Raw genomic sequence first — 22,626 nt, forward strand, 5'->3', positions numbered from 1 at the left:
CGGCCGGGTGGCGCTACTGCTTGGGCGTTTCGTCCGGCGCGTCCGTCGAGCGCCAGTCCTCGAGTCCGGTCCGGTCTCGTCGGTTGGGGAAGACGTCGATCGGCCCACCCAGCTGGGAGGCCCGCTCGTTGAAGTCGCCTGGCTGCGCATCGCCGGGCCCGATCGGCCGGTCGATGGTGCCGCTGGCCCGCTCGGTGGCGTCGTCGTCCTGGGTCTTGCGTTCATCTGTCATGCGAGGCCAACGCGGCTGCGCCGGGGCCGGTTCGCTGGCCTGCTTCCCCTTCCGGTGGGACAATGCCCGCGCAACAGGGGAGGGCAGGGATGCAGGGCAGGCTGGTGATCCTCGGCGCGGGGGGGCATGGCCGGGCGCTGATCGAGCTGGCCCGTGACCTGCCCGGTATCGAGCTGGCCGGCCTGGTCGATGCCGCGCCCCGCACCCGGGAGATGCTCGGCCTCCCCATCCTCGGCGACGAATCGGCGCTGCCCGGCCTGCTGGCGGGCGGCACCCGCCTGGCCTGCGTGGCGATCGGCGACGCCGCCGCCCGCCTCGCCGCCGCCGCCCGGCTGGAGGCGCTGGGCTTCGTCCTGCCGCCGCTGGTCCACCCCTCGGCCATCCTCGCCCGCAGCGCCCGCATCGGCCCGGGCGCGGTGGTGCTGCCGCGCGCCGTGCTCGGTGCGCTCGCCGAGGTCGGTCGCCTCGCCATCGTCAATACCGGCGCCATCCTCGAGCATGACACGGCGGTAGGCGAGGCAGCGCATATCGGCCCCGGCGCGGTGCTGGCCGGGGGCGTCCGGGTCGGGGCCCGCAGCCTGGTCGGCGCCGGCGCCGCCTGCCGGCCTTACGTCGCCATCGGCGCCGATGCGGTGATCGGCACCGGTGCCGCCGTCATCGCCGACATCCCCGACGGCGCCCGGGTCGGCGGCGTGCCTGCCCGTTCCCTGGTGGAACCCCTCGCATGACGCCTGCCCCGGCCCCCGCGGGCAGCTTCACCCGCACTGGCTTCCGCCGCGGCGCCCGGACCGCGCTTGGCCTGACCCTCGGCCTCGCCCCTTTCGGCCTGGTCGTCGGCATGGCGGCGGATGCCAAGGGCCTTTCCATGCTGGAGACGCTGCTGATGAGCGCCCTTGTCTTCGCTGGCACCTCGCAGCTCGTCGCCCTGCAGCTCTGGTCCGACCCGGCGCCGGTCCTCGCCGCGACGCTCGCCTGCCTCGTCATCAACCTTCGCCTGGCGCCGATGGGCGCCGCCCTCGCCCCGGCGCTCGACCGGCTGAGCGGCCTCCGCCTCTGGGGCACGCTCGCGGTGCTGGTCGACAATTCCTTCGCTCTGATGGTGACCGAGATCCGGTCCGGTCGGCGTGACGCCGCCTTCCTGCTCGGCGCCAGCCTTGCCATGTGGGTGGTCTGGATGGTGACGACCCTCCTCGGCCATGCCTTCGGCGCCGCGGTGCGGCTGCCGCCCGGCCATCCGATCTTCTTCGCCTCGGTTGCCGCGCTGATGTCGATCCTGGTGCCGCTCTGGCGTGGCCGGTCGGATGTCTTCCCCTGGTGCGTCGCCGGGCTCCTGGCGCTCGGCGCCCAGGGGCTCGGCCTCGGCGCGCCCTGGCCGGTGTTGGCCGGTGCGCTCGGTGGCGCTGCGACGGGCGCGGCGCTGGACCGGCATCGGGACCGAGGCCGCGCATGACCCTCCGCTGGGACGTGCTGGCCGCAATTCTCGGCATGGTGGCGGCAACCTTCCTCTGCCGCGCCGGGGGCTACGCCATCCTCCGGGTGACGCGGCCGCCGCCCTTCATCCAGGCGATGCTGCAACACCTGCCGGGCGCCATCTTCGTCGCCTTCCTCGCCCCGGCGCTGGCTCAGGGTGGCTGGCCCGCCTGGGTCGCCGGCGGGTCGGCGCTACTGGTCCAGGCGCGGCTCGGCCGGATGGTGCTGTCGATCCTCACCGGCGTCGGCGTGCTCTGGGCGATCCAGGCCCTTCAATGGTGATGGTGGTGCGCCATGCCCTCCATCCCGTGGATCATGCCGGGCTCCACCGCGACCGCCGCCGCATCGCCCTGATAGGCCGCCGTCACCGCCCGCATCAGCGCGATCTCCTGGCTCTGGTCGGTGACGATGTCGACGTTCATCAGGGCTAGAAACCCGTTCCGCGCCGCCGGATTGGCCTGGTAGGCCCGCGCCATGTCGAGCGCCGCCTGGTGATGCACCGTCATCGCCTTGGCGAACTGCACGTCGCGTGCCGAGACCGGCGCCGCCGTATCGAGCACGCCCGGGATCGGCGAGCGCATGAAGCCCTGCCGTTGCGCCATCCCCTCGGTCGCCATCGGCTGCAGGGCGAAGCTGAACGGCCCCACCCCCAGCCGCATCGGCGGCCGGTCGAGGTTGCGCGCCACGTCGTCGAGCAGCCCGATCTCGAAGCTCTGGTTGCGCATGATCGCCTCCGCCAGCCGCCGCAGCGCCGGGCTCCGCGCCTCGGGGTCGGCGAGGTAGTCCCGCGCCATGGTCAGGGCCCCGGCATGATGGGGCCGCATGCCGCGGATGTAGTCCCGGTCGGCCTGGACTGCCGCGGCATCGGCGGAGCCGTACCAGGTGCTCGGTACTGGCGCGCCGCCCGGAACATAGCCCTCCTCGATCGCCGCCCGGGCCGGCAGGGCGGCGAACAGGGCAAGGCTGGCCCCAGCCAAAATCACGCACAGGGAACGCATGATGGTCCTCCTCTTCCCGAAGGACCATGCAGATAGGTCTTCCTATAATGGGAAGGTCAAGGGCTGCGCTGCTCCGTCAGGTAGCGCGCCACCGCCACCCGGTCGGCCGCCTCGCGTAGCCCGTTGGCGCCCATCCAGAGGCCAGGGAACATCGCCTCCGGATCGACGAGGAAGCGCTCCAGCATCATCGTATCCCAGCGCTGCCCGGCCTCGCCCGCCGCTTGTAGCACAGGGGAATAGTCGAAGCCCGGATCGCCGCCGACCTTTCGCCCCACCACCCCGCCGAGATTGGGGCCTGGCCCGGCCGGCGCCCCCGCCGCGACGGCATGGCAATTGGCGCAGTGGCGCCGAAACACCGCCTCGCCCTCCGCCGCCGCGGCCGGCAGGGCGAGCAACAGGAAGGCGGGGAGCAGCCGCCTCACAACCCGTACTGGATGCAGAGAATCCGGTCGGTGCCGCTCTCGCCGCCCCAGGCCTCGCCCGGTAAGCCGTCCATCTGGCGGATATTCGCGCCCGCCCGATCCGAGGGGAAGGACAGGAAGCTCTCATCCGCAGGATCGAAGCGCACCACCGCATTGGCGGCGAAATCCGTCAGCCAGACCTTGTCCGACGGATCGACCCAGACCGAATAGGCTCGCGGCCGCTGCCCCGGCAAGCGCCAGACCTTCCAGGACCCGTCACGCGGATCGTGCATGGAGACGTTGCCGCTGTTCCATTCGCTGATCCAGAGCCGCCCGGCGCTGTCGGACCAGACGCGGCGCGCGCCCTGGCCCGGCGTCGGCGGCTCGACGATCCGCACCCGCCCGCTCTCCGGGTCCTCGATCTGCGCCAAGTGGTTGCCGGCCAGCGAAACATACCAGAGCCCGCCCTGCGGCGTGCGGGTGATGCCATAGGCGCCCGGGCCGCGCGGCGCCTCCCAGACCTGCATCGCCTCCCGCTTCGGGTCGAGGCGCCCATAGATGCCGTTCTGCCCGGTGAACCAATAGAGTCCCTGCCGGTCGAAGACGCCGGTATTGAGGTTGGCATTAGCGAAGCGTTCCGGCAGCCGCCAGAGCTGCACCCGGTGGTCGGCGGGATCGACCCGGGCGATGGCATTCTGCCCGCCCTCGGTCACCCAGGCCGCCCCGTCCGGCCCGCGGATGACGCCATGCGGCGCCGCCCCTTCGCCGAGCTTCACCACGCGGATCGAGCCGTCGCGTGGGTCGAGCCGGTTCAACGTGCCGTTGCGCTGGCCGCAGAACCACATCGTTCCGTCCCCCGCCGCCGTGATGTCGCGGGAGCCGACCCGGCCGCTGCCCGGCGTCGTCGCATCGAACCAGGTGAGGCGATAGCCGGGCGGCACGGCGGCCGCGGCACGGCCCGCCGGCAGGGCGAGGGCAGCGCCCAGGGCAAGGAGTTCACGACGTTGCATCGTTCCAACCTCCGGATTGCGCGGAGGCAACCCTAGCACCCGGCGGCGGCCATGCCGAACCTCTATTCCGCCGCCTTCGCCTCGCCCTTCTTCGCCGGCGCCTTCGACGGAGCCTCGTCCTCCATCCCCTCCGGTGGCTTGGCCGAACGCTCCAGCGGCCCCAGCGGCTGGTGTGGGATGTTGATGCCCATCTCATAGAAGCGCCGCTTCACCCGCCGCATCATCTCGCGCTGCACCGGCCAGCGCTGCGTCGGCTCGGTGCGGACGCGCCCGCGGATCTGCACGCCGACCTGGCCCAGGCTGTCGACGCCCCAGAAGTCGAACTCATCGCGGATCGCCGTCTTGAACCGCGCCTCGCCCCGCATCTCGGCGACAATCTCTTTGATCGCCGCCCCAGCTCGGTCGGTATCTGTCTCGTAGGCGACGAGGATATCCACCATGGCGAAGGCGAAGTCGCGCGTGCTGTTGGTCACCGTCGTGACCGTCGAGAAGGGCACAATGTGGATCGATCCGTCACCGTCCCGCAGCTTGATCGAGCGGATGGAGAGGTGCTCGACGACGCCACCCTTGCCGCCGACATTCACCACGTCGCCGACCGCGACCGCGTCCTCCAGCAGCAGGAAGACGCCGGTGATGACATCCTTCACCAGCGTCTGCGAGCCGAAGCCGATGGCCAGGCCGACGACGCCGGCGCCGGCCAGCAGCGGCGCCACGTTGAGCCCGAGCTGCGACAGCGCGTTCAGCACGACGAAGACGAGGATGAAGACGCCGAGCACCGTCCGCAGCATCGGCAGCAGCGTCCGCACTCGCGCGCTGCGGGCGGCATGGCTGTCACGGGCGAGGCGCGTCAGCCGCCGCTGGATGGAGGAGTTGGTCACCTCCCACACCACCAGCGCCAGCGCCAGCGTGCAGGCGATGTTGAACAGCGTCTGCACCAGCCGGTTGCCAAGCGTCCCGTCGCGGAACCAGGCCAGTGCGCCGAGGCCCCAGGTCTCGAGCAGCAGCACCGTCGCCGTCGCGCCGATCACCACCGAGACGGCGACCCGCAAGGGCGGCACATAGGTCGCCGCCCGCGCCGGCAGGCCCGGCCAGCGCTTCGCCAGGTCATGGGTCGGGTCGAGCAGCCGCTCGGTGAGGCGGATGAAGCCCTCGTCCAGCGCCTTGGCGACGCCGACGACCAGCAGCGTCAGCGCCGTGCCCCAGGCCAGCCGCTGGAAGCCGTTCTCCAGCGCCAGCGCCCAGACCGCCCAGCCGGCCACCAGCCAGAGGATGACCATGACGTGCCAGATCTCGGCCAGTCGGTCGCGCAGGCCGCGCAGCACCAGCCGCGTGCGGTCCGGCACCTCGCCTGGCTCCAGCGGCTTGGCCCGCAGCACGGAGGCTACCGCCTCGCGCTGCTGCAGCACCAGCCGCACCAGCAGCATCGAGTTGACCAGCAGGGTGACGTTGATGATGGCATCATAGGCCGCCCAGGGCAGGCCCAGGAACAGCCCCGCCTCGGCCACCACATAGCCGCCGACGCCGACCAGCATCAACCGCCGCAGCCAGCCGATGCTGGCCGCCGCCGCCTGCTGCGAGCAGGGGATCAGCCGCAGGTGGTTGGAGGCGGGCGAGAGCAGCGCCCGCGCCAGGGCATAGGCCGTGCGCGAGCCCATATAGACATGGGCGATCATCAGCCCGACCAGCCGCGTGGTCGGCAGCGGCTTCACCAGCCCGAACAGCCCGTAGACCGTGAGCCCGAAGGCAGCGATCGGTAGTAGGTCGAGCAGCAGGCGAAGCAGCACCAGCGGCATGCGCTTCAGCCAGGTCCATTTCTCGTGCTCGCGCGGCGCCGCCGCGTCCAGCCAGCGCCGCAGCCGGCCGAAGGCGCGGGTGACCATCGCCTCCGCCGCCAGACCGAGCCCGATCAGCAGCAGCAGCTTCCAGGCCGCGTCCAACATGCGGGTCTGCGCCACCGGGTCGCGCGCGAGCTGCACCGTCGCCTCCCACAACGCCGGCAGATCCGCCATGGAGCGGACCGCATCGAGCAGGCTGTCGGCCATGGTGCCGAGTCGGCCGGAGAGGCCCGTCAGCAACTGCGCGCCGACAGTGTTGGGCGCGATGAGCGGCTCGGCCGGCGCGGCATCGGCCGCCGGGGCAGGGGCCGGCGCGGCCGGTGGAGCAGCGGGCTTCGCCGCCTGGGGCGGGCTCGCCTCCGCGCCGTCCGCCTCAGCCGGCGCGGCTTCGCTGGCGGGGGCAGGGGCGGCGGCGGGCGGCGCCGGGTCGGCCGGCACTGCGGCGCGCCCGACCGGCGGCAGGGACCCTTCGCCGGCCGTGCCGCCATGGGCCCGGCTGGCCGCCGCCAGCGCCTCCAGCGTGCGCAGGAACTCCGCCCGGCGGCCCGGGTCCTGCAACAGCGAGGTCAGCCGGTCGATGTCCTCGGCATTGAGGCTGGCCGGGGCCGCGGCCGGCCGTGCCTGAGGCGCCGGCGCCTGGGCCAGGGCAGGGCCCGCGAGCAGGAGCAGCAGCACAGGGATGATGCGGAACAAGCTCATGGGGCCGGCAGCAACCCTATCCCTTGGGCCGGGTCAAGCGCCGAGCGCGGCATTGTAACCCGCTGCAAAGCGTCTACCTGGGAAGGATGAAGACCATACTGATCATCCTGGTCGCCATCGGGATGCTGGCAACCCTCGGCACGCTCTTCGCCGGCATGTTCGGCCTGGCGCGGGGCGACGGCAGTGGGGAACGGTCCAACCTGCTGATGCGCTGGCGCGTGGTGATCCAGGGCATCACGCTGCTGCTATTCGCCCTGTTGCTGGCGGTTTCCCGCGGTTAGCGGTGGACCGGGCCGCTTTGACAGGGCGTGCCGGGCCGACCTATTTTGCCGCGGAATTTCCGGGGGTGTACCCCCGCTGACGTATCGGTCCGGGGGATAGGGTCGTGCCACGCCCCCGCGATCGGCTCCGCCGCCCGTACGGGGCGCTGGGGGAATCATCAACAGCACGCAGGAAACGGCAGAGGCGATGAAGCTCCTCGTCCCCGTCAAGCGGGTCGTCGACTACAACGTGAAGGTCCGCGTCAAGGCGGATCATACCGGCGTCGAGACCGCGAACGTCAAGATGTCGATGAACCCCTTCGACGAGATCGCCGTCGAGGAAGCGGTGCGCCTGAAGGAAAAGGGCGCCGCGACCGAGATCATCGCCGTCTCCGCCGGCCCCACGGCCTGCCAGGAGCAGATCCGCACCGCCCTCGCCATGGGTGCCGATCGCGGCATCCTGATCGAGCATGACGGCGTGCTCGAGCCGCTGGCCGTCGCCAAGCTGCTCAAGGCCGTCATCGCCAAGGAGAGCCCGGACCTAGTCATTCTCGGCAAGCAGGCGATCGACGACGACATGAACGCCACCGGCCAGATGCTGGCGGCGCTGCTCGGCTGGCCGCAGGGCACCTATGCCTCGAAGGTCGAGCCCGCCGATGGCGGCATCAAGGTGACGCGCGAGGTTGATGGCGGCCTCGAGCGCCTGCAGCTCAAGCTGCCGGCTATCGTGACAACGGATCTCCGCCTGAACGAGCCGCGCTACGCCTCGCTGCCCAACATCATGAAGGCCCGCAAGAAGCCGATCGAGACGCTGAAGCCGGCCGATCTCGGCGTCGATGTCTCGCCGCGCCTGACGGTCCTCAAGGTGGAGGAGCCGCCGAAGCGCCAGGCCGGCAAGAAGGTCGGCTCGGTGCAGGAACTCGTCGACAAGCTCCGCAACGAAGCGAAGGTGATCTGACCATGGCAGTCCTGGTTCTGGCCGACCATGACGGGTCGGCGGTGACGCAGCCCACGCGCAGCGCGGTCGCGGCCGCGAGCAAGCTCGGCGACGTGACGGTGCTGGTCCTCGGCCCGCGCGCCGCGGCGGACAGCGCCGCCAAGGTCGCTGGCGTTGCGAAGGTCCTCCATACGGAGGACGCGCTCTATGCCAACGGCCTTGCCGAGCCGCTGGCCGCCCTGCTGGTGTCGATGGCGCCCGAGTACTCGCACCTGCTGGCGCCCGCCTCGGCCGCCGGCAAGAACGTGATGCCGCGGGTCGCCGCCCTGCTCGACGTGCAGGTCATCTCCGACATCGCCGGCGTGGTCGATGCCGACACCTTCGTCCGCCCGATCTATGCCGGCAATGCGCTGGCCACGGTGAAGTCGGCCGACCCGAAGAAGGTTATCACCGTCCGCGCCGCGAGCTTCGACCCGGCCGCCGCCGAGGGTGGCAATGCCGCCGTCGAGGCCGCGCCGAAGGGCGAGGATCCGGGCCTTTCCAACTTCCTCGGCGCCGAGATCGCCAAGTCCGAGCGGCCGGAGCTGACGGCGGCGAAGGTCGTCGTCTCCGGCGGCCGCGCCATGGGCTCGGCGGAGAACTTCCACATCATCGAGAGCGTCGCCGACAAGCTCGGCGCCGCCGTCGGCGCCTCCCGCGCCGCGGTCGACGCCGGCTATGCGCCGAATGACCATCAGGTCGGCCAGACCGGCAAGATCGTGGCTCCCGACCTCTACATCGCCGTCGGCATCTCGGGCGCCATCCAGCACCTGGCAGGCATGAAGGACAGCAAGGTCATCGTCGCCATCAACAAGGACGAGGAGGCGCCGATCTTCTCGGTGGCCGATTACGGCCTGGTCGGCGACCTGTTCAAGGTCATGCCGGAATTCGAGTCCGAACTGGCGAAGAAGTAGGCCATGGCGGAGGTCAAGAAGCTCGGCGTCATCGGCGCCGGGCTGATGGGCAACGGCATCGCGCATGTCGCGGCCCTCTCCGGCGTGCCGGTGGCGCTGGTCGATGTGAACCCGGCGGCGCTCGAGAAGGCGCTGGCGACCATCGGCAAGAACCTCGACCGCCAGGCGGCGAAGGGCGGCATCCCGGCCGGTGCGAAGGAGGAGGCGCTGGGGCGCATCTCCTCCGGCACCGACTACGCCGCCTTCGCCGATTGCGACCTCGTCATCGAAGCGGCGACCGAGAACGAGGAGATCAAGAAGAAGATTTTCTCGAGTGTCTGCCCGATCCTCAGGGCCGATGCGATCCTGGCGACGAACACCTCGTCCATTCCGATCACGCGCCTCGGTGCGGCGACGGACCGGCCGGGCCGTTTCGTCGGCATGCACTTCTTTAACCCGGTGCCGATGATGAAGCTGGTCGAGGTCATCCGTGGCCTCGCCACGGAAGATTCGACGGTCGCCGCCGTCACGGCGCTCGCCGAGCGGATGGGCAAGACAGTGGTCGCCGCGGCCGATTATCCGGCCTTCGTCGTCAACCGCATCCTCTGCCCGATGCTGAACGAGGCCATCTTCGCTCTCATGGAGGGCGTCGGCGATGTGGCGGCGATTGATGCCGGCATGAAGCTCGGCGCCAACCATCCGATGGGGCCGCTGGAGCTCAGCGACTTCGTCGGCCTCGACACGCTCTACAGCGTGCTCAAGGTGCTGCACGAGGGCTTGGGCGATCCGAAGTACCGCCCGTGCCCGCTGCTAGCCAAATATGTCGAGGCGGGCTGGCTCGGCCGGAAGTCAGGTAAGGGCTTCTACGACTATTCGACCAACCCGCCGACGCCGACGCGGTGAGATCGAGGCCGGGCGTTGCGCCCGGCCCCTGCGCCTCAACCAGCCTGCTTGGTGAAATCCACCTTGTCGTTCGCGCCGGGATGCGGCGGCTCGCCGGTCGTGACGGCCTTGATGTAGCCATAGGCGTGGACGAGCGTGCTGCTCGGGCTGTCCCAATACTCGGCGCCCTCGCACTCGACGCGGATCAGCTCGATCTTCGGGTCCTCGGCGCCGGCCGGGAACCAGACGCGCAGCGGCTCGCTCCAGAGCGCCTTCTGCTTCGACACATCCTTCACCACCTCGGCCATGCCGTAGATGGAAACGTAGTTCTGGCTGCTGGGATCGGAGAAGGCGAGGAGGACGCGGCCGTCATCCTTGGCCTCGTCGGTCACCGGGCTGCCGGCGCTGGCGAAAAACCAGAGCACGCCGTCGAACTCCTTGTTGACCGCGCGCATCGGCCGGCCGCGGAAGCGGCCCTCGCCGTCCTGCGTGACCATCATGGTCACGTCGATGTCCTTGATCATCTCCCAGACCTTGCGCTTGGCCTCGGCATCGCTGCGGGTTTCCGGCATGGTGGCCTCCGTTTCGGGGTGTCGGGGGACCAACGATCAGGGCGGCGGCCGGTTGCAGGAGGCGGGGCCGCGGCATAGCTTCGGCCGGTATAACCGAGGAAACCCGCGTGAGCGACGCCACCGAGCCTACCATCATCGCCCGCCGCGAAGGCGCCGCCGCGACCCTGCTGATGAACCGGCCGAAGACGCTGAACGCGCTCGACCTCGCCATGATCCGTGGCTTCCAGTCGGCGCTCGATACCTGGGGCACGGACCCGGAGGTCAGGCTCTTCATCGTCGAGGGTGCGGGCGGCAGGGCGTTCTGCGCCGGTGGCGACGTGCGGCGGGTGCGGGAGCAGGCGATCGCGGGCGATGCGGCGGCCATCGAGTCCTTCTTCGCCGAGGAATATGCGGTGAACCGCGGCATCGCCACAGTGGCGAAGCCCTGGGTCTCGCTGATCGATGGCGTCTGCATGGGGGGCGGCATCGGCGTCTCGGTGCATGGAAAGCCGGTGGTCGTCACTGAGGCGGCGCTGCTGGCGATGCCTGAGACGGCCATCGCGCTCTTCCCCGATGTCGGCACCAGCCACATCCTGCCGAAGCTGCCGGGGGCCGTCGGCACCTGGCTGGCGCTGACCGGCGCGCGGTTGCGCGGGGGCGATGCGGTGGCGGCGGGCCTCGCCAGCCATTTCGTGCCGAAGGCCAAGCTGCCGGCGCTGCGCGAGGCGCTGCTCGGCGGCGATGCGTCGGTGGTCGAGCGCTTCGCCGAGGCGCCGCCGGAGGCCGGCTTCGCGCCGCATCGCGCCGCCATCGATCGCTGCTTCGGGCAGGACAGCATGCCCGCGATCCTGGCGGCGCTGGAGGCCGAGGGGACCGATTGGGCGGCGGAGCAGGTGAAGATCCTGCGGCGGATGTCGCCGACCAGCCTCTGCGTCTCGCTCGAGCTGCTGCGGCGCGGGGCCGGCGCCACGCTCGACGAGTGCCTGGCGATGGAGCTGGCGCTCACCCGCAGCGTGGTCAACCGGCACCCGGATTTCCGCGAAGGGGTGCGCAGCGTGCTCGTCGACAAGGACGGCAAGCCGCAGTGGCAGCCGGCCACCATCGAGGAGGTCGACCGGGGTGCGATCGCTGCGCTGTTCGAGGGCTAGCGCCCGACCAGCACCAGCACCACGCCGGCGACGACGGTGAGCGCGCCCAGCACCTCGGCGCGCGTCGGCTGCTCGCGCAGGTAGAAGCGGCTGAAGAGCAGGGTCATCAGGATCTCCACCTGGCCGACGGCGCGCACCAGCGCCACCGGGGCCAGGGCGAAGGCGGTGAACCAGCAGGCCGAGCCGCAGGCGGAGAGGGCGCCGACCTGGGCACTGGTCCGCCAGGTGGCGAAGACCGCGCGGAACTGCGCCGGCTCCCGCGCCAGCAGCCAGCTGCCCTGCATGATCGTCTGCAGGATATTGGCCGCCACCAGCGTCGCCAGGGCGCGCAGCACAGGGTCGTCGCCGGGCAGCGCCAGGTTCGCGCTCTTGATGAGGACGCTGGTGAGCGCGAAGAAGAAGCCCGAGGCGAGGCCGCAGACGGCGGCCGGCTGCACGGTGGCGCGGGCGAGCTCCCGCCAGGAGGCGGCGCGTCCAGCGAGCGACAGCCAGAGCACGCCGGCCACCCCGATGGCGATGCCGCACCAGGCGAGGGCCGAGATGCGCTCGCCGAGCAGGATGAGGGCGAGGACGGCACCCTGCACCGCCTCGGTCTTCGCGTAGGCGGTGCCGACGGCGAAGCCGCGATGGCCGAAGGACATGATCAGCAGGTTGGTGCCGAGGATCTGGCCGAGCCCGCCGGCAGCGGCGAAGGCGAGGAAGGCGAGGGTCGGCGACGGCAGGCTGCCGCCGAAGAGCAGCAGGTAAAGGCCGAGCAGAAGGGCCCCGACCGGCACGCCGTATAGGTAGCGCACCACCGCCGCCGCGTTGACGGAGAGCTGGCCGCGCAGCTTCTGCTGCATGGCCGTGCGCCAGGTCTGGAACAGCGCGGCGGCCAGGGTGACAGGCAGCCAGAGCGGCGAGAGAATCATTGCATCAGAGGCTGCGGGGTGCCTCAGCTGACGTCAAGCTGCAGCCCCTCCTTGCGGATCACCTGCCCCCACTTCTCGATCTCGCCGTTGACGAAGGCCGCGAACTGCTCGAGCGAGCCGTAGAGCGAGACGCCGCCCATCTCGCGCCAGCGGGCCTTCACCTCCTCCGTCTCGTGCCAGGCCTTCATGGCGCGGTTGAGCGATTCGGCGATGGGGCGTGGCGTGGCGGCGGGGACGAAGATGCCGAACCAGGTGTTGACGTCGAACTGCGCCAGCTCGGGCATCGTCTCGCGCGCGGCGGGGATGTCGGGGAGGGAGAAGTTGCGGTCGGCGCTGCTGACGGCGAGCGCCCGCACGCGGCCGGCCCTGATCTGCTGGATGCCGCTGGTGAGGTTGTCCCACATGTACTGGATGTTGCCGGCGACCAGCTCCACCGCCGCGGGGCCTGCGCCGCGGAAGGGTACGTGGATGGCTTCCGTTCCCGTCGCCTGGTTGAACCAGACGCCGGTGAGGTGCGGCGACTGGCCGACGCCGGGGGAGCCGAAGGAGAGCTTGCCGGGATTGGCCTTCAGATGGGCGACCAGCTCGGGCAGTGAGTTCGCCGGCACGGAAGGGTGGACGACCAGTACGTTGGGTCCGCGGATGGTGCCGGCGATGGGAAGCAGGCTGTTCCGGTCATAGGGCAGGCTGCGGTAGAGCGAGAGGCCGATGGCCTGCGGGCCGATATTGCCGAGCAGCAGGTTCAGCCCGTCCGGCGCGGCGCGCACGATCTCCGCCGTGCCGATGACGCCGCCGGCGCCGGAGCGGTTCTCGACCACGCAATTCTGGCCGAAATGGCTTTGCAGGTAAGGGGCGAGCAGGCGGGCGCTGATGTCGGCCGTGCCGCCAGGCGCGGCGGGGACGACGATGCGAATGGGCTGGCTCGGGCGCCACTCGGCCTGGGCCAGGGCGGGCGTGGCGAGCAGGCTGGCGAGCGCCGTGCGGCGGGTGATGCGCATCATGGAGTTTCTCCCGAGATTTGCCGGGAGAATGACTCGAAACGATCGGCCGGGCCAGTCATGCCGGCTCCATCCATCTGGGGATGCGGGCGCGGCCTGCGACGAAGCGGTGCATGGCGTGGAGGGTGCGCCAGAGCTGCTTCGGCGGGTGCCAGGGGCGCTCCTGCATCGACTGGGCGAAGCGGTCGAAGACGGGTTGGTAGGTTTCGGACAAATCCGGGTCGGGGAGGAACTGGGAGGGCGCGGGGAGCGCGGAGAAGAGCTTGAGGCGGCGGGCGAGGACGATGGCGTGGAGGCTGCCGCAGAGGCGGATGGCGCGGCGGAAGGCGCAGCAGATGCGGTGTGCGAGGGTGGCGAGGCGCTCCGGGTGGGCGGCGAGGGCGACGAGGAGGCGGGGCCAGAGGCCGGCGCGGGCCCAGCGTCGGTAGGAGCGGGAGACGGTGTCGGGCTTGCCGTGCTCGGGGGGCAGCAGGCGCCAGGGCGCGCGGCCGCCGCGGTGCTTGGTGGTGGCCCAGCGGAAGATGGCGTCGAGCCGCTCGCGCGGGGAGCAGTCGAGGGGTCGGCCGCGCTCGGCCATGCCGCAGCCCATGGCGGCGAGGATGGGGGCGAGGGCGGCCCATTCGGCATCGGTCATGGCCGCCCAGGGCCGGGGCGGGGTGAGGCAGGTGAGCGGGTCGAGGTAGATGCGGCGGAGGATGTCGTGGCGGGTGAGGAAGTCGGCGGGGAAGAGGCCGGCGGGGATGGGGTCGGGGCGGCGGGGCTTGCGGCGGAGAGGCATGGGGGGGTGAGCTCCGCGGTGGAGCCGTGAACATAACAAAAACGATACGAGAATGCAAGGTCGCATCGTCAGGGCGCGGCCGGGCGATCCTCCTCCGTAATCGAGCGGATGACGCGGCAGGGGTTGCCCGCCGCGAAGACCCCGGGCGGGATGTCGCGCGTCACGACGCTGCCGGCGCCGATCACGCTGCCCGAGCCGATGCTGACGCCGGGCAGGATGAAGGCCCCGGCGCCGACCCAGACATCGGCGCCGATCTCGACCGGCTTGCCGTATTCCTGCTGACGCCGGAGCGCGGCATCGAGCGGATGCATCGGCGTCAGGATCTGCACGCCGGGCCCGAACAGTGTGTAGTCGCCGATGCGGACCCGGCAGACATCGAGCACGATGCAGTTGAAGTTGAAGAAGACGCGCTCACCGAGCTCGATGTTGGTGCCGTAGTCGCAGAAGAAGGGCGGCTGCATCCAGACCGTGTCGCCCCCCTGGCCGAAGAGCTGGCGGCAGAGGTCGCGGCGGAGCGCCTCATCGGCCTCGCTGGCGGCGTTGAGCCTCTGGCACAGCTCGCGGGCCCGGATGCGGTCGGCGACGAGGCCGGGATCGAGGGCGTCGTAAAGCTCGCCGGCCAGCATCTTCTCGCGTTCGGTGGGCATGGGCAGGTCCTGTCCCGGTTGGTGGGTCAAGCCTCGACCAGCCCGAGGCCGTTGAGGCCGGGCAGCATCTCCGGCCAGCGGCGGGCCTCGGCAGATTGCAGGAGGATGCGGGCCCAGGCGACCCAGCCGGACCAGGCGATGCGCTTGTCCCAGGCGGTGCCCCAATCCGTCAGCAGGGCGAGGCCGGCGGTGGCGTGTTGGGCGGCGCCCTCCCAATCGGCGGCGGCCAGGGCGAGCTGGGCCAGGAGAAGGCGGGGCTCGGCGACATGGGGGTTGTGGGCGGCGGCGGCCTCCAGGGCGCGGCGGGTCGGGTCGGGGCTGGCGATGGGGAGGGCGCGGGTCACGGCCTGCCAGTAAAGCGTGGCGGCGGCGAGCTCGTCGGCGGGGTCGAGACGCGCGGTGCAGCGGGCGAAGACGGGGGGTGTGGGGATGCCCCATTCGGGGGGCATCTCCGAGAGGGGCTGGGCGAGGCGGGAGAGGGTGCTGAGGGCGGTCGAGGTCGGCTTCAACGGGCCGGGCCAGAGGGCGGCGGCCCAATGGTCCTGCACGCGGCGGGGCTTGGAAGGGCCGGGGAAGCCGGGGAAAAGCTCATCCTGCCAGGAGTGCCACTGCTCGGCGATGTCGGCGATGGTGGCGATGGCGAAGACCGCGACATCCTTGGTGCTGAGCAGGATGGCGGGGGCGCCTTCGCGCTCGAGGACCATGCCTTCCTCGGGGAGGTCGCCCTCCTCGATCAGGCGGCGGGTGAAGAGGGTGCGGGGCATGGTGCAGAAGAGGTGGACCAGGCGCTCGGCCTCCTCGCCCAGGGCCTGGCGGAGGGGAGCGCGGTCGGCGAAGAGCTTCAGGTCCACGTATTCGTTCGAGTAGACGCTGTGGAAGAGGCCGAGCAGGCGGATCTCGCGCGGCATGTCCCAGAGCGCCAGCGTGCGGTAGAGGCCGAGCAGGTGGTCCTTGAAGGTGCCGGCCTTGTGCCAGTCCTCGCCGGCGGCGCGGGAGAAGAGCAGCTCCAGCAGGTGGGGAAGCTCAGGGTCGATGGCGGCCCAGTCCTCGGCCAGCAATGGCTTGATGAGGGGGTGCATCAGGGCGCGGCCCGGTCGCGGCGGCGCTGGTCGAGGATGCCGGTGTCCATGGGGCGTCTCCCTTGCGGTCGGGCCGACGGTAGAGGGGCGGGGGCTGGACCGGAAGGCCCAGAGGGGCCAGATGCCGAGGCCAGGTGAGCGGCGACGGGAGCGGGACCTGCATGGCACTGGATGCCGATCTGCTGATCGACCGGAGGCGGCTGAAGCGGCGGCTGGCGCTGTGGCGGGGCTTCGCCCTGCTGCTGGTGCTGGGGGCGGTGCTGGCCTGGCTGGGGCGTGGGGCCGAGTTGCCAGGGATCGGGGCGGGGCGGGTCGAGCGGCTGACCGTCTCGGGCTTCATCGGCGATGACCGGAAGCTGCAGGAGGCGCTCGACAAGCTCGCCAAGGATGCGGGGGTGCGGGCGGTGATCGTCGCCATCGACAGCCCGGGCGGGACGGTCGGCGGCGGGGAGGCGCTGCATGCTGCGCTCGGGCGGCTCAGGGCGGCGAAGCCTGTCGTCGCGGTGATGCGAGGGACGGCGGCGTCGGCGGGCTATATGACGGCCGTCGCGGCGGAGCGGATCTTCGCGCGGGAATCGACGCTGACGGGGTCGATCGGTGTCATCCTGCAGACCTTCGATACCTCCGAATTGCTGGCGAGGCTGGGGGTGCGGGGGGAGGCGCTGGTCTCGGGGCCGTTGAAGGATCAGCCGAACCCCTTCCATCCGCTCTCGCCCGAAGGGCGCGAGGCGTTGCAGGGCGTCGTCGGCGACATGTATGCGCAGTTCGTCGAGAAGGTGGCGGCGGGGCGGCAGATGCCCGTCGAGCGCGTCAGGGCGCTGGCGGATGGGCGCGTCCTCACCGGGCGGCAGGCGCTGGCGGCGGGGCTAGTCGATGCGATCGGCGGCGAGGCGGAGGCACGGGCCTGGCTGGCGGCCGAGAAGGGGGTGCCGGCCGATCTGCCGGTGCGTGACATCGAGACCCGGAGCATGGCCGAGAGGGTGGTGGGCGCGGCCTTCGGGGGTGTGGTAAAAAGCCTGATTTCAGAATGGGTTGGCGTTGACGGGATCGGCCCGCTCTGGCAGCTTCCACGGTGAGGGGCAAGGTGGGGCGGCGATGACGAAGAGCGAGCTGATCGCGCATCTGGCGGCGGAGAACCCGCATCTGCGCCAGCCGGATATCGAGCTGATCGTGGCGACCGTCTTCGAGGAGATCACCGCGGCGCTGACCCGGGGCGACCGGGTGGAGCTGCGCGGCTTCGGGGCCTTCTCGGCCAAAAAGCGGGACCCGCGGACCGGGCGGAACCCGCGTACCGGGGCGGCGGTTCCGGTGGAAGGCAAGGCCGTTCCCTATTTCAAGCCGGGCAAGGAGCTGCGCGAGCGGGTGAATGACGGGTCGGCCCCGGCTGCGCCTCGCCCGGCCCGCGCCGCGGCCAGTTCGTGAAGGACCCCTGTTGATGCTGCGACTGATCCTGCTGCTGCCGGTGCTGGTGCTGCTGGTGCTCTTCGGCCTGTCGAACCGGGAGGAGGTACTGCTGCATCTCTGGCCCTTCGACCTGGCCTGGGCGGTGCCGCTCTCGACGGCGATGCTGGTGTTTGCCGCCGTGTTCTTCCTGTGCGGCGCGCTGGTGGCCTGGGTGGCGGGGCTGCCCGTCCGGGCGCGGGCGCGGCGGGCGGAGCGGGCGGCGCAGGTGCTGGAGGCGGAGCTGAACGAGCATCGCGCGGCGGCGGCGCGGCAGGTCGGGCCGGTGCCACAGCGGGCGGGGACCAGCCTCGTGACCTTGCAGCGGCCGGCGGCCTGACGAGCATGTTGGCGCGTCCCCGAGGGGGGGCCGGGCGGGTCATTCCGGCAATCGATACGCCGGATATTGGGCGGGCCGAGGCGTTGGCGCGGGCGCTGGCGCCGGGATGCGGGGCGGTGAAGCTCGGGCTCGAGCTGTTCACCGCCTGCGGGCCGGAGGCGGTGCGGCGGGTGGCGCCGGTGGCGCCGGTCTTCCTCGACCTCAAGCTGCATGACATCCCGAATACCGTGGCCGGTGCGGTGCGGTCGCTGCTGCCCTTGCGGCCGGCGATGCTGACGCTGCATGGCGCGGGCGGGGCGGCGATGATCGCGGCCGCGCGGGAGGCCGCCGAGGCGGCGGGGGAGGCGAGGCCGATCCTGCTGGCCGTCACCGTGCTGACCAGCCTGGATGCGGGGGCGCTGGCGGAGACGGGCGTCGCCGGTGGGCCGGTGCAGCAGGTGCTGCGGCTGGCGCGGCTGGCGCTCGGGGCCGGGGCGGATGGGCTGGTCTGCTCGCCGCGCGAGGTGGGGCCGATCCGCGATGCCTTCGGCGAGGGGCCGATGCTGGTGGTGCCGGGGGTCAGGCCGGCCGGGAGTGCAGTGGGCGATCAGGCCAGGGTGGCGACGCCGGCGGAGGCTGTCGCCGCCGGGGCGGATTGGATCGTGGTCGGACGGCCGATTACCGGCGCTGCCGATCCGGTGGCGGCGCTTCGGGCGATCGCCGGGGAGATTGCGTGACAGAGGTGAAGATCTGCGGGGTCCGCGATGCGGCGGGCTTCGATGCGGCGGCGGAGGCTGGAGCGGCGATGGTCGGCTTCGTCTTCTACCCGCCCTCGCCGCGCGCGGTGACGCCCGCGGAGGCGGCGGCGCTGTCGGCGCGGATGGAGGGGGGGCCGGTGCGGGTCGGGCTCTTCGTCGATCCGACGGATGAGGAGATCGCGGCGGTGCTGGCCGTGGTGCCGCTCGGGCTGATCCAATTGCATGGGGCGGAGAGCCCGGAGCGGTGTGCGGCGATCCGGGCGCGGTTCGGGGTGCCGGTGATGAAGGCGGTGGGTATCGGGGGCGAGGCGGATTTTGCGGCGCTCGAGGCCTATGCGCCGGTGGTGGACCGCTTCCTGCTCGATGCCAAGCCGCCGGCGGGGGCGAGCCTGCCGGGCGGGAATGCGGCGGCCTTCGACTGGGGGCTGACGGCGGGGCGGGTGATCCCGCGGCCCTGGCTGCTGGCGGGGGGGCTGACGCCGGAGACGGTGGCGGAGGCGATCCGGCAGAGCGGGGCGGCGGGGGTGGACGTGTCCTCGGGTGTCGAGCGGGCGCGGGGGGTGAAGGATCCGGGACGGATCAGGGATTTTGTCGGGGCGGCCAAGCAGACGGGATGATGCGCCGGGCCGCCTGGAGCTGAAAGTTCTATGTACTTCTGGTTGAGTTGGTGCATGATCCTTGCGTTGGCCATGCCGGTTCATCGGCGGATTAGCCCAAGGCACCAGGAACAATGTCAGCCGAGCTGCCCGCGGCACACGCGGCCCATCCCATGCCGGAGGTTTCGCCTCTCCGGATTCTGGTCGTCGAAGACCAGGTGCTCATCGCCATGCTGATCGAGGCGGTCCTGCAGGAGCACGGCTACGAGGTCATCCTCGCCGGCAATGGCGAGGAGGCGCTGGCCCGGGCGGAGCCTGTGGAGCGGCTGGCGGCCGTCGTCGCGGATATCCATCTGCTGGGCCGGATGGATGGGAAGGCGGTGATCCGCAGCCTTCGCCGCAGCCGCCCCGGACTGCCGGTGGTGGTGGTGACCGGCTTCTATCCGGAAGCGCCGGAAGCCGATCTGCGAGGGCTCGGCGGGCCGACCATCCGGCTGCGCAAGCCCTTCGTTACCGAGGACCTGGTGGCCAGCCTCGCCGATGTGCTGGCGAGCCGGACCGGGCACGCGGGCGAGCCGTCGGCGGCGACGCCGGGGCGGCGGGGGCGCGTGGCGCAGGATGCGGGGGCCCCGGCCATGGAAGTCGCCTTGCCGCACCGGTAAGGCGCCGGCCGGGGCGGGGTGGCGCGAAGCCCGGCCATGCTCGACTTTCCCCTCCGCGCGGGCTGCTCTATGACGGCGGCCAGCCAAGGGGAAAGCACGTGAACAAGCCGCTGCCCAATACCTATCGCCAGGGCCCGGACAGCCAGGGCCGCTTCGGCCAGTTCGGCGGGCGCTTCGTCGCCGAGACGCTGATGCCGCTGATCCTCGAGGTCGAGCAGGCCTATGAGGCGGCGAAGCGCGATCCCTCCTTCGACGCCGAGTGGCGGCGGCTGCTGACGCATTATGTCGGGCGGCCGAGCCCGCTCTGGTTCGCGGAGCGGCTGACCGAGCACCTTCGCGCGAACAGCGCGAGGGAAGGCTTTGGGGCGAAGGTCTACTTCAAGCGCGACGAGCTGAACCATACCGGCGCGCACAAGATCAACGCGGTGCTCGGGCAGATCCTGCTGGCCAAGCGCATGGGCAAGACGCGCATCATCGCCGAGACCGGGGCGGGGCAGCATGGCGTGGCGACGGCGACCGTCTGCGCGCTGTTCGACCTGCCCTGCACCGTCTTCATGGGCGCGACGGATGTGGAGCGGCAGCAGCCCAACGTCTTCCGCATGAAGCTGCTCGGCGCCGAGGTGATGCCTGTGACCTCCGGCGCGGCGACGCTGAAGGATGCGATGAACGAGGCGCTGCGCTACTGGGTCGCCAATGTCGAGGACACCTATTACTGCATCGGCACCGTCGCGGGGCCGCACCCCTACCCGGTGATGGTGCGCGACTTCCAGAGCGTCATCGGCGAGGAGGCGAAGCAGCAGATGATGGCGGCCGAGGGGCGGCTGCCGGATGCGCTGGTGGCGGCGATCGGCGGCGGGTCGAACGCGATGGGGCTGTTCTATCCCTTCCTCGACGATGCCGATGTCCGCATGTATGGCGTGGAGGCGGCGGGGCATGGCGTGGAGACGGAGCAGCATGCCGCCTCGCTGACCAAGGGGCGGCCGGGCGTGCTGCACGGCAACCGCACCTACCTGCTGCAGGATGCGCATGGGCAGATCACCGAGGCGCATTCGATCAGCGCGGGGCTCGACTATCCGGGCGTCGGGCCGGAGCATTCCTGGCTGCACGAGCTTGGCCGCGTGCAGTATGTGAGCGCGACGGATGACGAGGCGCTGGCCGCCTTCCAGCTCTGCTCGAAGCTCGAGGGCATCATCCCGGCGCTGGAGCCGGCGCATGCGCTGGCGCATGTGATCCGGATGGCGCCGACGCTGCCGAAGGACGAGATCGTGCTGATGAATCTCTGCGGGCGCGGGGACAAGGACATCTTCACCGTGGCGCGGCACTTGGGAGTCGAGATGTGAGCCGGATTGCTGCCAAGTTTGCGGCGCTGAAGGCGGAGGGGCGCAAGGCGCTCGTCACCTATCTGCAGGGCTTCGACCCGGACCGGGAAACCTCGCTGGCGCTGCTGCGCGGGTTGCCGGGGGCGGGGGCCGACCTGCTGGAAGTGGGCGTGCCTTTCACCGACCCGATGGCGGACGGGCCTTCCATCCAGCGGGCGGCGCAGCGGGCGCTGAAGGTGGGGGCGACGCTGCCGGGCGTGCTCGACCTGGTGCGGGAATTCCGCCGCGGCGACGACACGACGCCCATCATCCTCATGGGCTACTACAACCCGATCCTCGCCTATGGCGTCGACCGCTTCTGCGGGGACGCGGCCGCGGCGGGGGTCGATGGGCTGATCGTCGTCGACGTGCCGCCGGAGGAGGCGGGCGAGATCGAGCCGCAGGCCAGGGCCGCGGGGCTCGACCTGATCCGTCTGGTGGCGCCGACCACGGATGACGCGCGGCTGCCGCGCGTGCTCGCGGCGACGAGCGGCTTCGTCTACTACGTCTCGATCACCGGCATCACCGGCACGCGGAGCGCGACGGCGGCCTCGCTGGAGCAGGCGATCCCGCGCATCCACAAGCATACCGATCTGCCGATCGCCATCGGCTTCGGCATCCGCACGCCGCAGCAGGCGGGGGAGGCGGCGCGGCTGGCCGATGGCGCGGTCGTCGGGACGGCGCTGGTGGATACGCTGGCGGCCTCGCTCGATGAGAATGGCAAGGCACGGCCGGAGACCGTCGGGCTGGTGCTGGAGCAGGTGCGGGCGCTGGCGGGGGCGGTGCGCGGGGGATGAACTGGATCAGCGAGTGGGCGCTGCCCAAGATCAAGACGCTGTTCGGCGCGCCGCGGGAGGTGCCGGACAATCTCTGGCACAAATGCCCGGCTTGCGAGCAGATGATCTTCCACCGCGACCTGGAGCGGAACCTGCATGTCTGCACGCATTGCGGGCACCATATGCGGGTCGGCGCGCGGACGCGCATGGACTACACGCTGGACGAGGGCTGGCAGCGGATCGAGCTGCCGAAGGCGCCGCAGGACCCGCTGCGGTTCCGTGACCAGCGGCGCTATGTCGAGCGGCTGCGTGAGGCGCAGGCGAAGATGGGGCAGGAGGATGCGGTCGTCGTCGCGCATGGGACGATCGAGGGCAGCCGCGTCGTCGTGGCGGCTTTCGAGTTCAGCTTCCTCGGCGGGTCGATGGGGGCGGGGGTCGGCGAGGCGCTGGTCACCGCGGCGCGGCTGGCGGTGCTGCAGGATGCGCCGCTGATCGTCTTCACCGCCTCGGGGGGCGCGCGGATGCAGGAGGGCGCGATCAGCCTGATGCAGATGCCGCGCACCGTCATCGCCACGCGGATGGTGAAGGAGGCGGGGCTGCCCTTCATCGTCGTGCTCTGCGACCCGACCACCGGCGGCGTGACGGCGAGCTTCGCCATGCTGGGCGACGTGCAGATCGCCGAGCCGGGGGCGATGATCGGCTTCGCGGGGGCGCGGGTGATCGAGCAGACGGTGCGGGAGAAGCTGCCGGAGGGGTTCCAGAGGGCGGAATACCTGTTGCAGCACGGCATCCTCGACATGGTGGTGAAGCGGGGCGAGATGCGGGCGACGCTGGCGCGGCTCATCGGCCTGCTGCGGCTGCCGGAGCGGGTGGTGGCGCCCGTCGCCGCGACGGGGGAGGTCGAGGCGCTGCCGGCGCCGGAAGGGCCGGCAGTTCCCGCGTGAGCCAA

Annotated in this window: 28 protein-coding genes; 17 read left to right on the forward strand and 11 right to left on the reverse strand. The window is 71.3% G+C overall.

The features are described from left to right. Positions 1-13: 13 nt before the first annotated feature. Positions 14-232, reverse strand: a complete 219-nt coding sequence (locus EP26_RS06130) for a hypothetical protein (RefSeq protein ID WP_043337035.1) — start codon at positions 230-232, stop codon at positions 14-16. A gap of 89 nt (positions 233-321) precedes the next feature. On the opposite strand from EP26_RS06130, the gene EP26_RS06135 reads away from it, so the two are divergent. From EP26_RS06135 to EP26_RS06145, 3 genes are read left to right on the forward strand one after another with little or no spacing between them, the layout of a single operon-like run. Beyond that, the gene (locus tag EP26_RS06135) at positions 322-960 is read left to right on the forward strand and encodes a NeuD/PglB/VioB family sugar acetyltransferase (protein ID WP_043337038.1); all 639 of its coding nucleotides are present in this window, start codon (positions 322-324) and stop codon (positions 958-960) included. Then, on the forward strand, positions 957-1,682 hold the full coding sequence (locus tag EP26_RS06140; protein ID WP_043337039.1) for an AzlC family ABC transporter permease: 726 nt from the start codon (positions 957-959) through the stop codon (positions 1,680-1,682). The genes EP26_RS06135 and EP26_RS06140 overlap by 4 nt, the downstream gene beginning before the upstream one ends. Beyond that, the gene (locus EP26_RS06145) at positions 1,679-1,984 is read left to right on the forward strand and encodes an AzlD family protein (RefSeq protein WP_043337041.1); all 306 of its coding nucleotides are present in this window, start codon (positions 1,679-1,681) and stop codon (positions 1,982-1,984) included. Before EP26_RS06140 ends, EP26_RS06145 begins: the two co-directional genes overlap by 4 nt. On the opposite strand, the gene EP26_RS06150 is transcribed toward EP26_RS06145, so the two are convergent. The 4 genes from EP26_RS06150 to EP26_RS06165 all read right to left on the reverse strand — a co-directional run bounded on the left by EP26_RS06150 (position 1,975) and on the right by EP26_RS06165 (position 6,645). Further along, positions 1,975-2,700 (reverse strand): DUF305 domain-containing protein, encoded by a 726-nt coding sequence (locus EP26_RS06150; protein ID WP_052388860.1) that lies wholly within the window; start codon positions 2,698-2,700, stop codon positions 1,975-1,977. The two genes, EP26_RS06145 and EP26_RS06150, sit on opposite strands and share 10 nt — an antisense overlap. A 56-nt stretch (positions 2,701-2,756) precedes the next feature. Beyond that, the gene (locus EP26_RS06155; RefSeq protein WP_043337050.1) at positions 2,757-3,122 is read right to left on the reverse strand and encodes a c-type cytochrome; all 366 of its coding nucleotides are present in this window, start codon (positions 3,120-3,122) and stop codon (positions 2,757-2,759) included. Further along, positions 3,119-4,111: a Vgb family protein gene (locus EP26_RS06160; protein WP_043337051.1), complete on the reverse strand. Its 993-nt coding sequence runs from the start codon at positions 4,109-4,111 to the stop codon at positions 3,119-3,121. The genes EP26_RS06155 and EP26_RS06160 overlap by 4 nt, the downstream gene beginning before the upstream one ends. A 62-nt stretch (positions 4,112-4,173) precedes the next feature. Then, the gene (locus tag EP26_RS06165; RefSeq protein ID WP_052388861.1) at positions 4,174-6,645 is read right to left on the reverse strand and encodes a mechanosensitive ion channel domain-containing protein; all 2,472 of its coding nucleotides are present in this window, start codon (positions 6,643-6,645) and stop codon (positions 4,174-4,176) included. A gap of 86 nt (positions 6,646-6,731) precedes the next feature. Here EP26_RS06165 and EP26_RS06170 point away from each other — a divergent pair, with 86 nt between their 5' ends. From EP26_RS06170 to EP26_RS06185, 4 genes are all read left to right on the forward strand, one after another. Then, positions 6,732-6,926: a twin transmembrane helix small protein gene (locus EP26_RS06170; protein WP_043337053.1), complete on the forward strand. Its 195-nt coding sequence runs from the start codon at positions 6,732-6,734 to the stop codon at positions 6,924-6,926. 187 nt (positions 6,927-7,113) lie between these two features. Continuing rightward, the gene (locus tag EP26_RS06175; RefSeq protein ID WP_043337055.1) at positions 7,114-7,863 is read left to right on the forward strand and encodes an electron transfer flavoprotein subunit beta/FixA family protein; all 750 of its coding nucleotides are present in this window, start codon (positions 7,114-7,116) and stop codon (positions 7,861-7,863) included. 2 nt (positions 7,864-7,865) lie between these two features. Beyond that, positions 7,866-8,795, forward strand: a complete 930-nt coding sequence (locus EP26_RS06180) for an electron transfer flavoprotein subunit alpha/FixB family protein (protein ID WP_043337057.1) — start codon at positions 7,866-7,868, stop codon at positions 8,793-8,795. 3 nt (positions 8,796-8,798) lie between these two features. Continuing rightward, positions 8,799-9,677, forward strand: a complete 879-nt coding sequence (locus tag EP26_RS06185) for a 3-hydroxybutyryl-CoA dehydrogenase (RefSeq protein WP_043337060.1) — start codon at positions 8,799-8,801, stop codon at positions 9,675-9,677. A 35-nt stretch (positions 9,678-9,712) separates the two neighbouring features. Here the strand turns inward: EP26_RS06185 and EP26_RS06190 are convergent, their stop codons facing one another. After that, complete coding sequence (locus tag EP26_RS06190) at positions 9,713-10,228, reverse strand: pyridoxamine 5'-phosphate oxidase family protein (protein ID WP_043337062.1); 516 nt, start codon at positions 10,226-10,228, stop codon at positions 9,713-9,715. 107 nt (positions 10,229-10,335) lie between these two features. On the opposite strand from EP26_RS06190, the gene EP26_RS06195 reads away from it, so the two are divergent. After that, positions 10,336-11,355 (forward strand): enoyl-CoA hydratase/isomerase family protein, encoded by a 1,020-nt coding sequence (locus tag EP26_RS06195; protein WP_052388862.1) that lies wholly within the window; start codon positions 10,336-10,338, stop codon positions 11,353-11,355. Here EP26_RS06195 and EP26_RS06200 read toward each other — a convergent pair. From EP26_RS06200 to EP26_RS37285, 5 genes are all read right to left on the reverse strand, one after another. Beyond that, a complete protein-coding gene (locus tag EP26_RS06200) occupies positions 11,352-12,266 on the reverse strand; it encodes an EamA family transporter (protein ID WP_043337064.1) in 915 nt (304 codons plus the stop codon). The two genes, EP26_RS06195 and EP26_RS06200, sit on opposite strands and share 4 nt — an antisense overlap. 23 nt (positions 12,267-12,289) lie before the next feature. Further along, positions 12,290-13,267, reverse strand: coding sequence for a Bug family tripartite tricarboxylate transporter substrate binding protein (locus tag EP26_RS06205; RefSeq protein WP_043337067.1), 978 nt, complete (start codon positions 13,265-13,267; stop codon positions 12,290-12,292). A 55-nt stretch (positions 13,268-13,322) separates the two neighbouring features. Continuing rightward, a complete protein-coding gene (locus tag EP26_RS31715) occupies positions 13,323-14,042 on the reverse strand; it encodes a transposase (protein ID WP_052388863.1) in 720 nt (239 codons plus the stop codon). A 68-nt stretch (positions 14,043-14,110) separates the two neighbouring features. Further along, on the reverse strand, positions 14,111-14,689 hold the full coding sequence (locus EP26_RS06215; protein WP_043337069.1) for a sugar O-acetyltransferase: 579 nt from the start codon (positions 14,687-14,689) through the stop codon (positions 14,111-14,113). Positions 14,690-14,715: 26 nt separating this feature from the next. Next, entirely contained in the window at positions 14,716-15,768 is a 1,053-nt protein-coding gene (locus EP26_RS37285; RefSeq protein WP_043337072.1) for a DUF6817 domain-containing protein, read from the reverse strand. 161 nt (positions 15,769-15,929) lie between these two features. Between EP26_RS37285 and sppA the strand changes: the two genes are divergently transcribed. The 9 genes from sppA (at position 15,930) to accD (ending at position 22,621) form a co-directional block, all read left to right on the forward strand. Continuing rightward, positions 15,930-16,844 (forward strand): signal peptide peptidase SppA, encoded by a 915-nt coding sequence (gene sppA, locus EP26_RS06225; RefSeq protein ID WP_043337075.1) that lies wholly within the window; start codon positions 15,930-15,932, stop codon positions 16,842-16,844. A 19-nt stretch (positions 16,845-16,863) separates the two neighbouring features. Then, entirely contained in the window at positions 16,864-17,190 is a 327-nt protein-coding gene (gene ihfB / locus EP26_RS06230; RefSeq protein ID WP_043337078.1) for an integration host factor subunit beta, read from the forward strand. A 13-nt stretch (positions 17,191-17,203) separates the two neighbouring features. Then, positions 17,204-17,548 carry a lipopolysaccharide assembly protein LapA domain-containing protein gene (locus EP26_RS38060; protein ID WP_043337079.1) on the forward strand — a complete coding sequence of 115 codons (345 nt, stop codon included), beginning with the start codon at positions 17,204-17,206 and terminating at the stop codon, positions 17,546-17,548. 5 nt (positions 17,549-17,553) lie between these two features. Further along, on the forward strand, positions 17,554-18,264 hold the full coding sequence (pyrF, locus tag EP26_RS06240) for an orotidine-5'-phosphate decarboxylase (protein ID WP_043337082.1): 711 nt from the start codon (positions 17,554-17,556) through the stop codon (positions 18,262-18,264). Further along, positions 18,261-18,902: a phosphoribosylanthranilate isomerase gene (locus EP26_RS06245; protein WP_043337084.1), complete on the forward strand. Its 642-nt coding sequence runs from the start codon at positions 18,261-18,263 to the stop codon at positions 18,900-18,902. Before pyrF ends, EP26_RS06245 begins: the two co-directional genes overlap by 4 nt. A gap of 152 nt (positions 18,903-19,054) precedes the next feature. Further along, a complete protein-coding gene (locus EP26_RS06250; protein ID WP_169747364.1) occupies positions 19,055-19,543 on the forward strand; it encodes a response regulator in 489 nt (162 codons plus the stop codon). Between the two features lie 98 nt (positions 19,544-19,641). Beyond that, positions 19,642-20,883, forward strand: coding sequence for a tryptophan synthase subunit beta (gene trpB / locus EP26_RS06255; RefSeq protein ID WP_043337086.1), 1,242 nt, complete (start codon positions 19,642-19,644; stop codon positions 20,881-20,883). Next, positions 20,880-21,698, forward strand: a complete 819-nt coding sequence (trpA, locus tag EP26_RS06260; protein ID WP_043337088.1) for a tryptophan synthase subunit alpha — start codon at positions 20,880-20,882, stop codon at positions 21,696-21,698. Before trpB ends, trpA begins: the two co-directional genes overlap by 4 nt. Continuing rightward, positions 21,695-22,621, forward strand: a complete 927-nt coding sequence (gene accD / locus EP26_RS06265; RefSeq protein ID WP_043337090.1) for an acetyl-CoA carboxylase, carboxyltransferase subunit beta — start codon at positions 21,695-21,697, stop codon at positions 22,619-22,621. Before trpA ends, accD begins: the two co-directional genes overlap by 4 nt. Positions 22,622-22,626 lie beyond the last annotated feature (5 nt).

This window comes from Belnapia moabensis DSM 16746, assembly GCF_000745835.1.
In the GTDB taxonomy this organism is placed as follows: Bacteria; Pseudomonadota; Alphaproteobacteria; order Acetobacterales; family Acetobacteraceae; genus Belnapia; species Belnapia moabensis.

Coding starts and splice junctions, on each gene's coding strand:
- EP26_RS06135 (WP_043337038.1), top strand. CDS start 322: ATGCAGGGCAGGCTGGTGATCCTCGGCGCGGGGGGGCATGGCCGGGCG.
- pyrF (WP_043337082.1), top strand. CDS start 17,554: ATGTTGGCGCGTCCCCGAGGGGGGGCCGGGCGGGTCATTCCGGCAATC.
- EP26_RS38060 (WP_043337079.1), top strand. CDS start 17,204: ATGCTGCGACTGATCCTGCTGCTGCCGGTGCTGGTGCTGCTGGTGCTC.
- ihfB (WP_043337078.1), top strand. CDS start 16,864: ATGACGAAGAGCGAGCTGATCGCGCATCTGGCGGCGGAGAACCCGCAT.
- EP26_RS06170 (WP_043337053.1), top strand. CDS start 6,732: ATGAAGACCATACTGATCATCCTGGTCGCCATCGGGATGCTGGCAACC.
- EP26_RS31715 (WP_052388863.1), bottom strand. CDS start 14,042: ATGCCTCTCCGCCGCAAGCCCCGCCGCCCCGACCCCATCCCCGCCGGC.
- EP26_RS06215 (WP_043337069.1), bottom strand. CDS start 14,689: ATGCCCACCGAACGCGAGAAGATGCTGGCCGGCGAGCTTTACGACGCC.
- EP26_RS37285 (WP_043337072.1), bottom strand. CDS start 15,768: ATGCACCCCCTCATCAAGCCATTGCTGGCCGAGGACTGGGCCGCCATC.
- sppA (WP_043337075.1), top strand. CDS start 15,930: ATGGCACTGGATGCCGATCTGCTGATCGACCGGAGGCGGCTGAAGCGG.
- EP26_RS06190 (WP_043337062.1), bottom strand. CDS start 10,228: ATGCCGGAAACCCGCAGCGATGCCGAGGCCAAGCGCAAGGTCTGGGAG.
- EP26_RS06175 (WP_043337055.1), top strand. CDS start 7,114: ATGAAGCTCCTCGTCCCCGTCAAGCGGGTCGTCGACTACAACGTGAAG.
- EP26_RS06130 (WP_043337035.1), bottom strand. CDS start 232: ATGACAGATGAACGCAAGACCCAGGACGACGACGCCACCGAGCGGGCC.
- EP26_RS06250 (WP_169747364.1), top strand. CDS start 19,055: ATGCCGGAGGTTTCGCCTCTCCGGATTCTGGTCGTCGAAGACCAGGTG.
- EP26_RS06185 (WP_043337060.1), top strand. CDS start 8,799: ATGGCGGAGGTCAAGAAGCTCGGCGTCATCGGCGCCGGGCTGATGGGC.
- EP26_RS06205 (WP_043337067.1), bottom strand. CDS start 13,267: ATGATGCGCATCACCCGCCGCACGGCGCTCGCCAGCCTGCTCGCCACG.
- accD (WP_043337090.1), top strand. CDS start 21,695: ATGAACTGGATCAGCGAGTGGGCGCTGCCCAAGATCAAGACGCTGTTC.
- EP26_RS06200 (WP_043337064.1), bottom strand. CDS start 12,266: ATGATTCTCTCGCCGCTCTGGCTGCCTGTCACCCTGGCCGCCGCGCTG.
- EP26_RS06145 (WP_043337041.1), top strand. CDS start 1,679: ATGACCCTCCGCTGGGACGTGCTGGCCGCAATTCTCGGCATGGTGGCG.
- EP26_RS06180 (WP_043337057.1), top strand. CDS start 7,866: ATGGCAGTCCTGGTTCTGGCCGACCATGACGGGTCGGCGGTGACGCAG.
- EP26_RS06160 (WP_043337051.1), bottom strand. CDS start 4,111: ATGCAACGTCGTGAACTCCTTGCCCTGGGCGCTGCCCTCGCCCTGCCG.
- EP26_RS06140 (WP_043337039.1), top strand. CDS start 957: ATGACGCCTGCCCCGGCCCCCGCGGGCAGCTTCACCCGCACTGGCTTC.
- EP26_RS06150 (WP_052388860.1), bottom strand. CDS start 2,700: ATGCGTTCCCTGTGCGTGATTTTGGCTGGGGCCAGCCTTGCCCTGTTC.
- EP26_RS06165 (WP_052388861.1), bottom strand. CDS start 6,645: ATGAGCTTGTTCCGCATCATCCCTGTGCTGCTGCTCCTGCTCGCGGGC.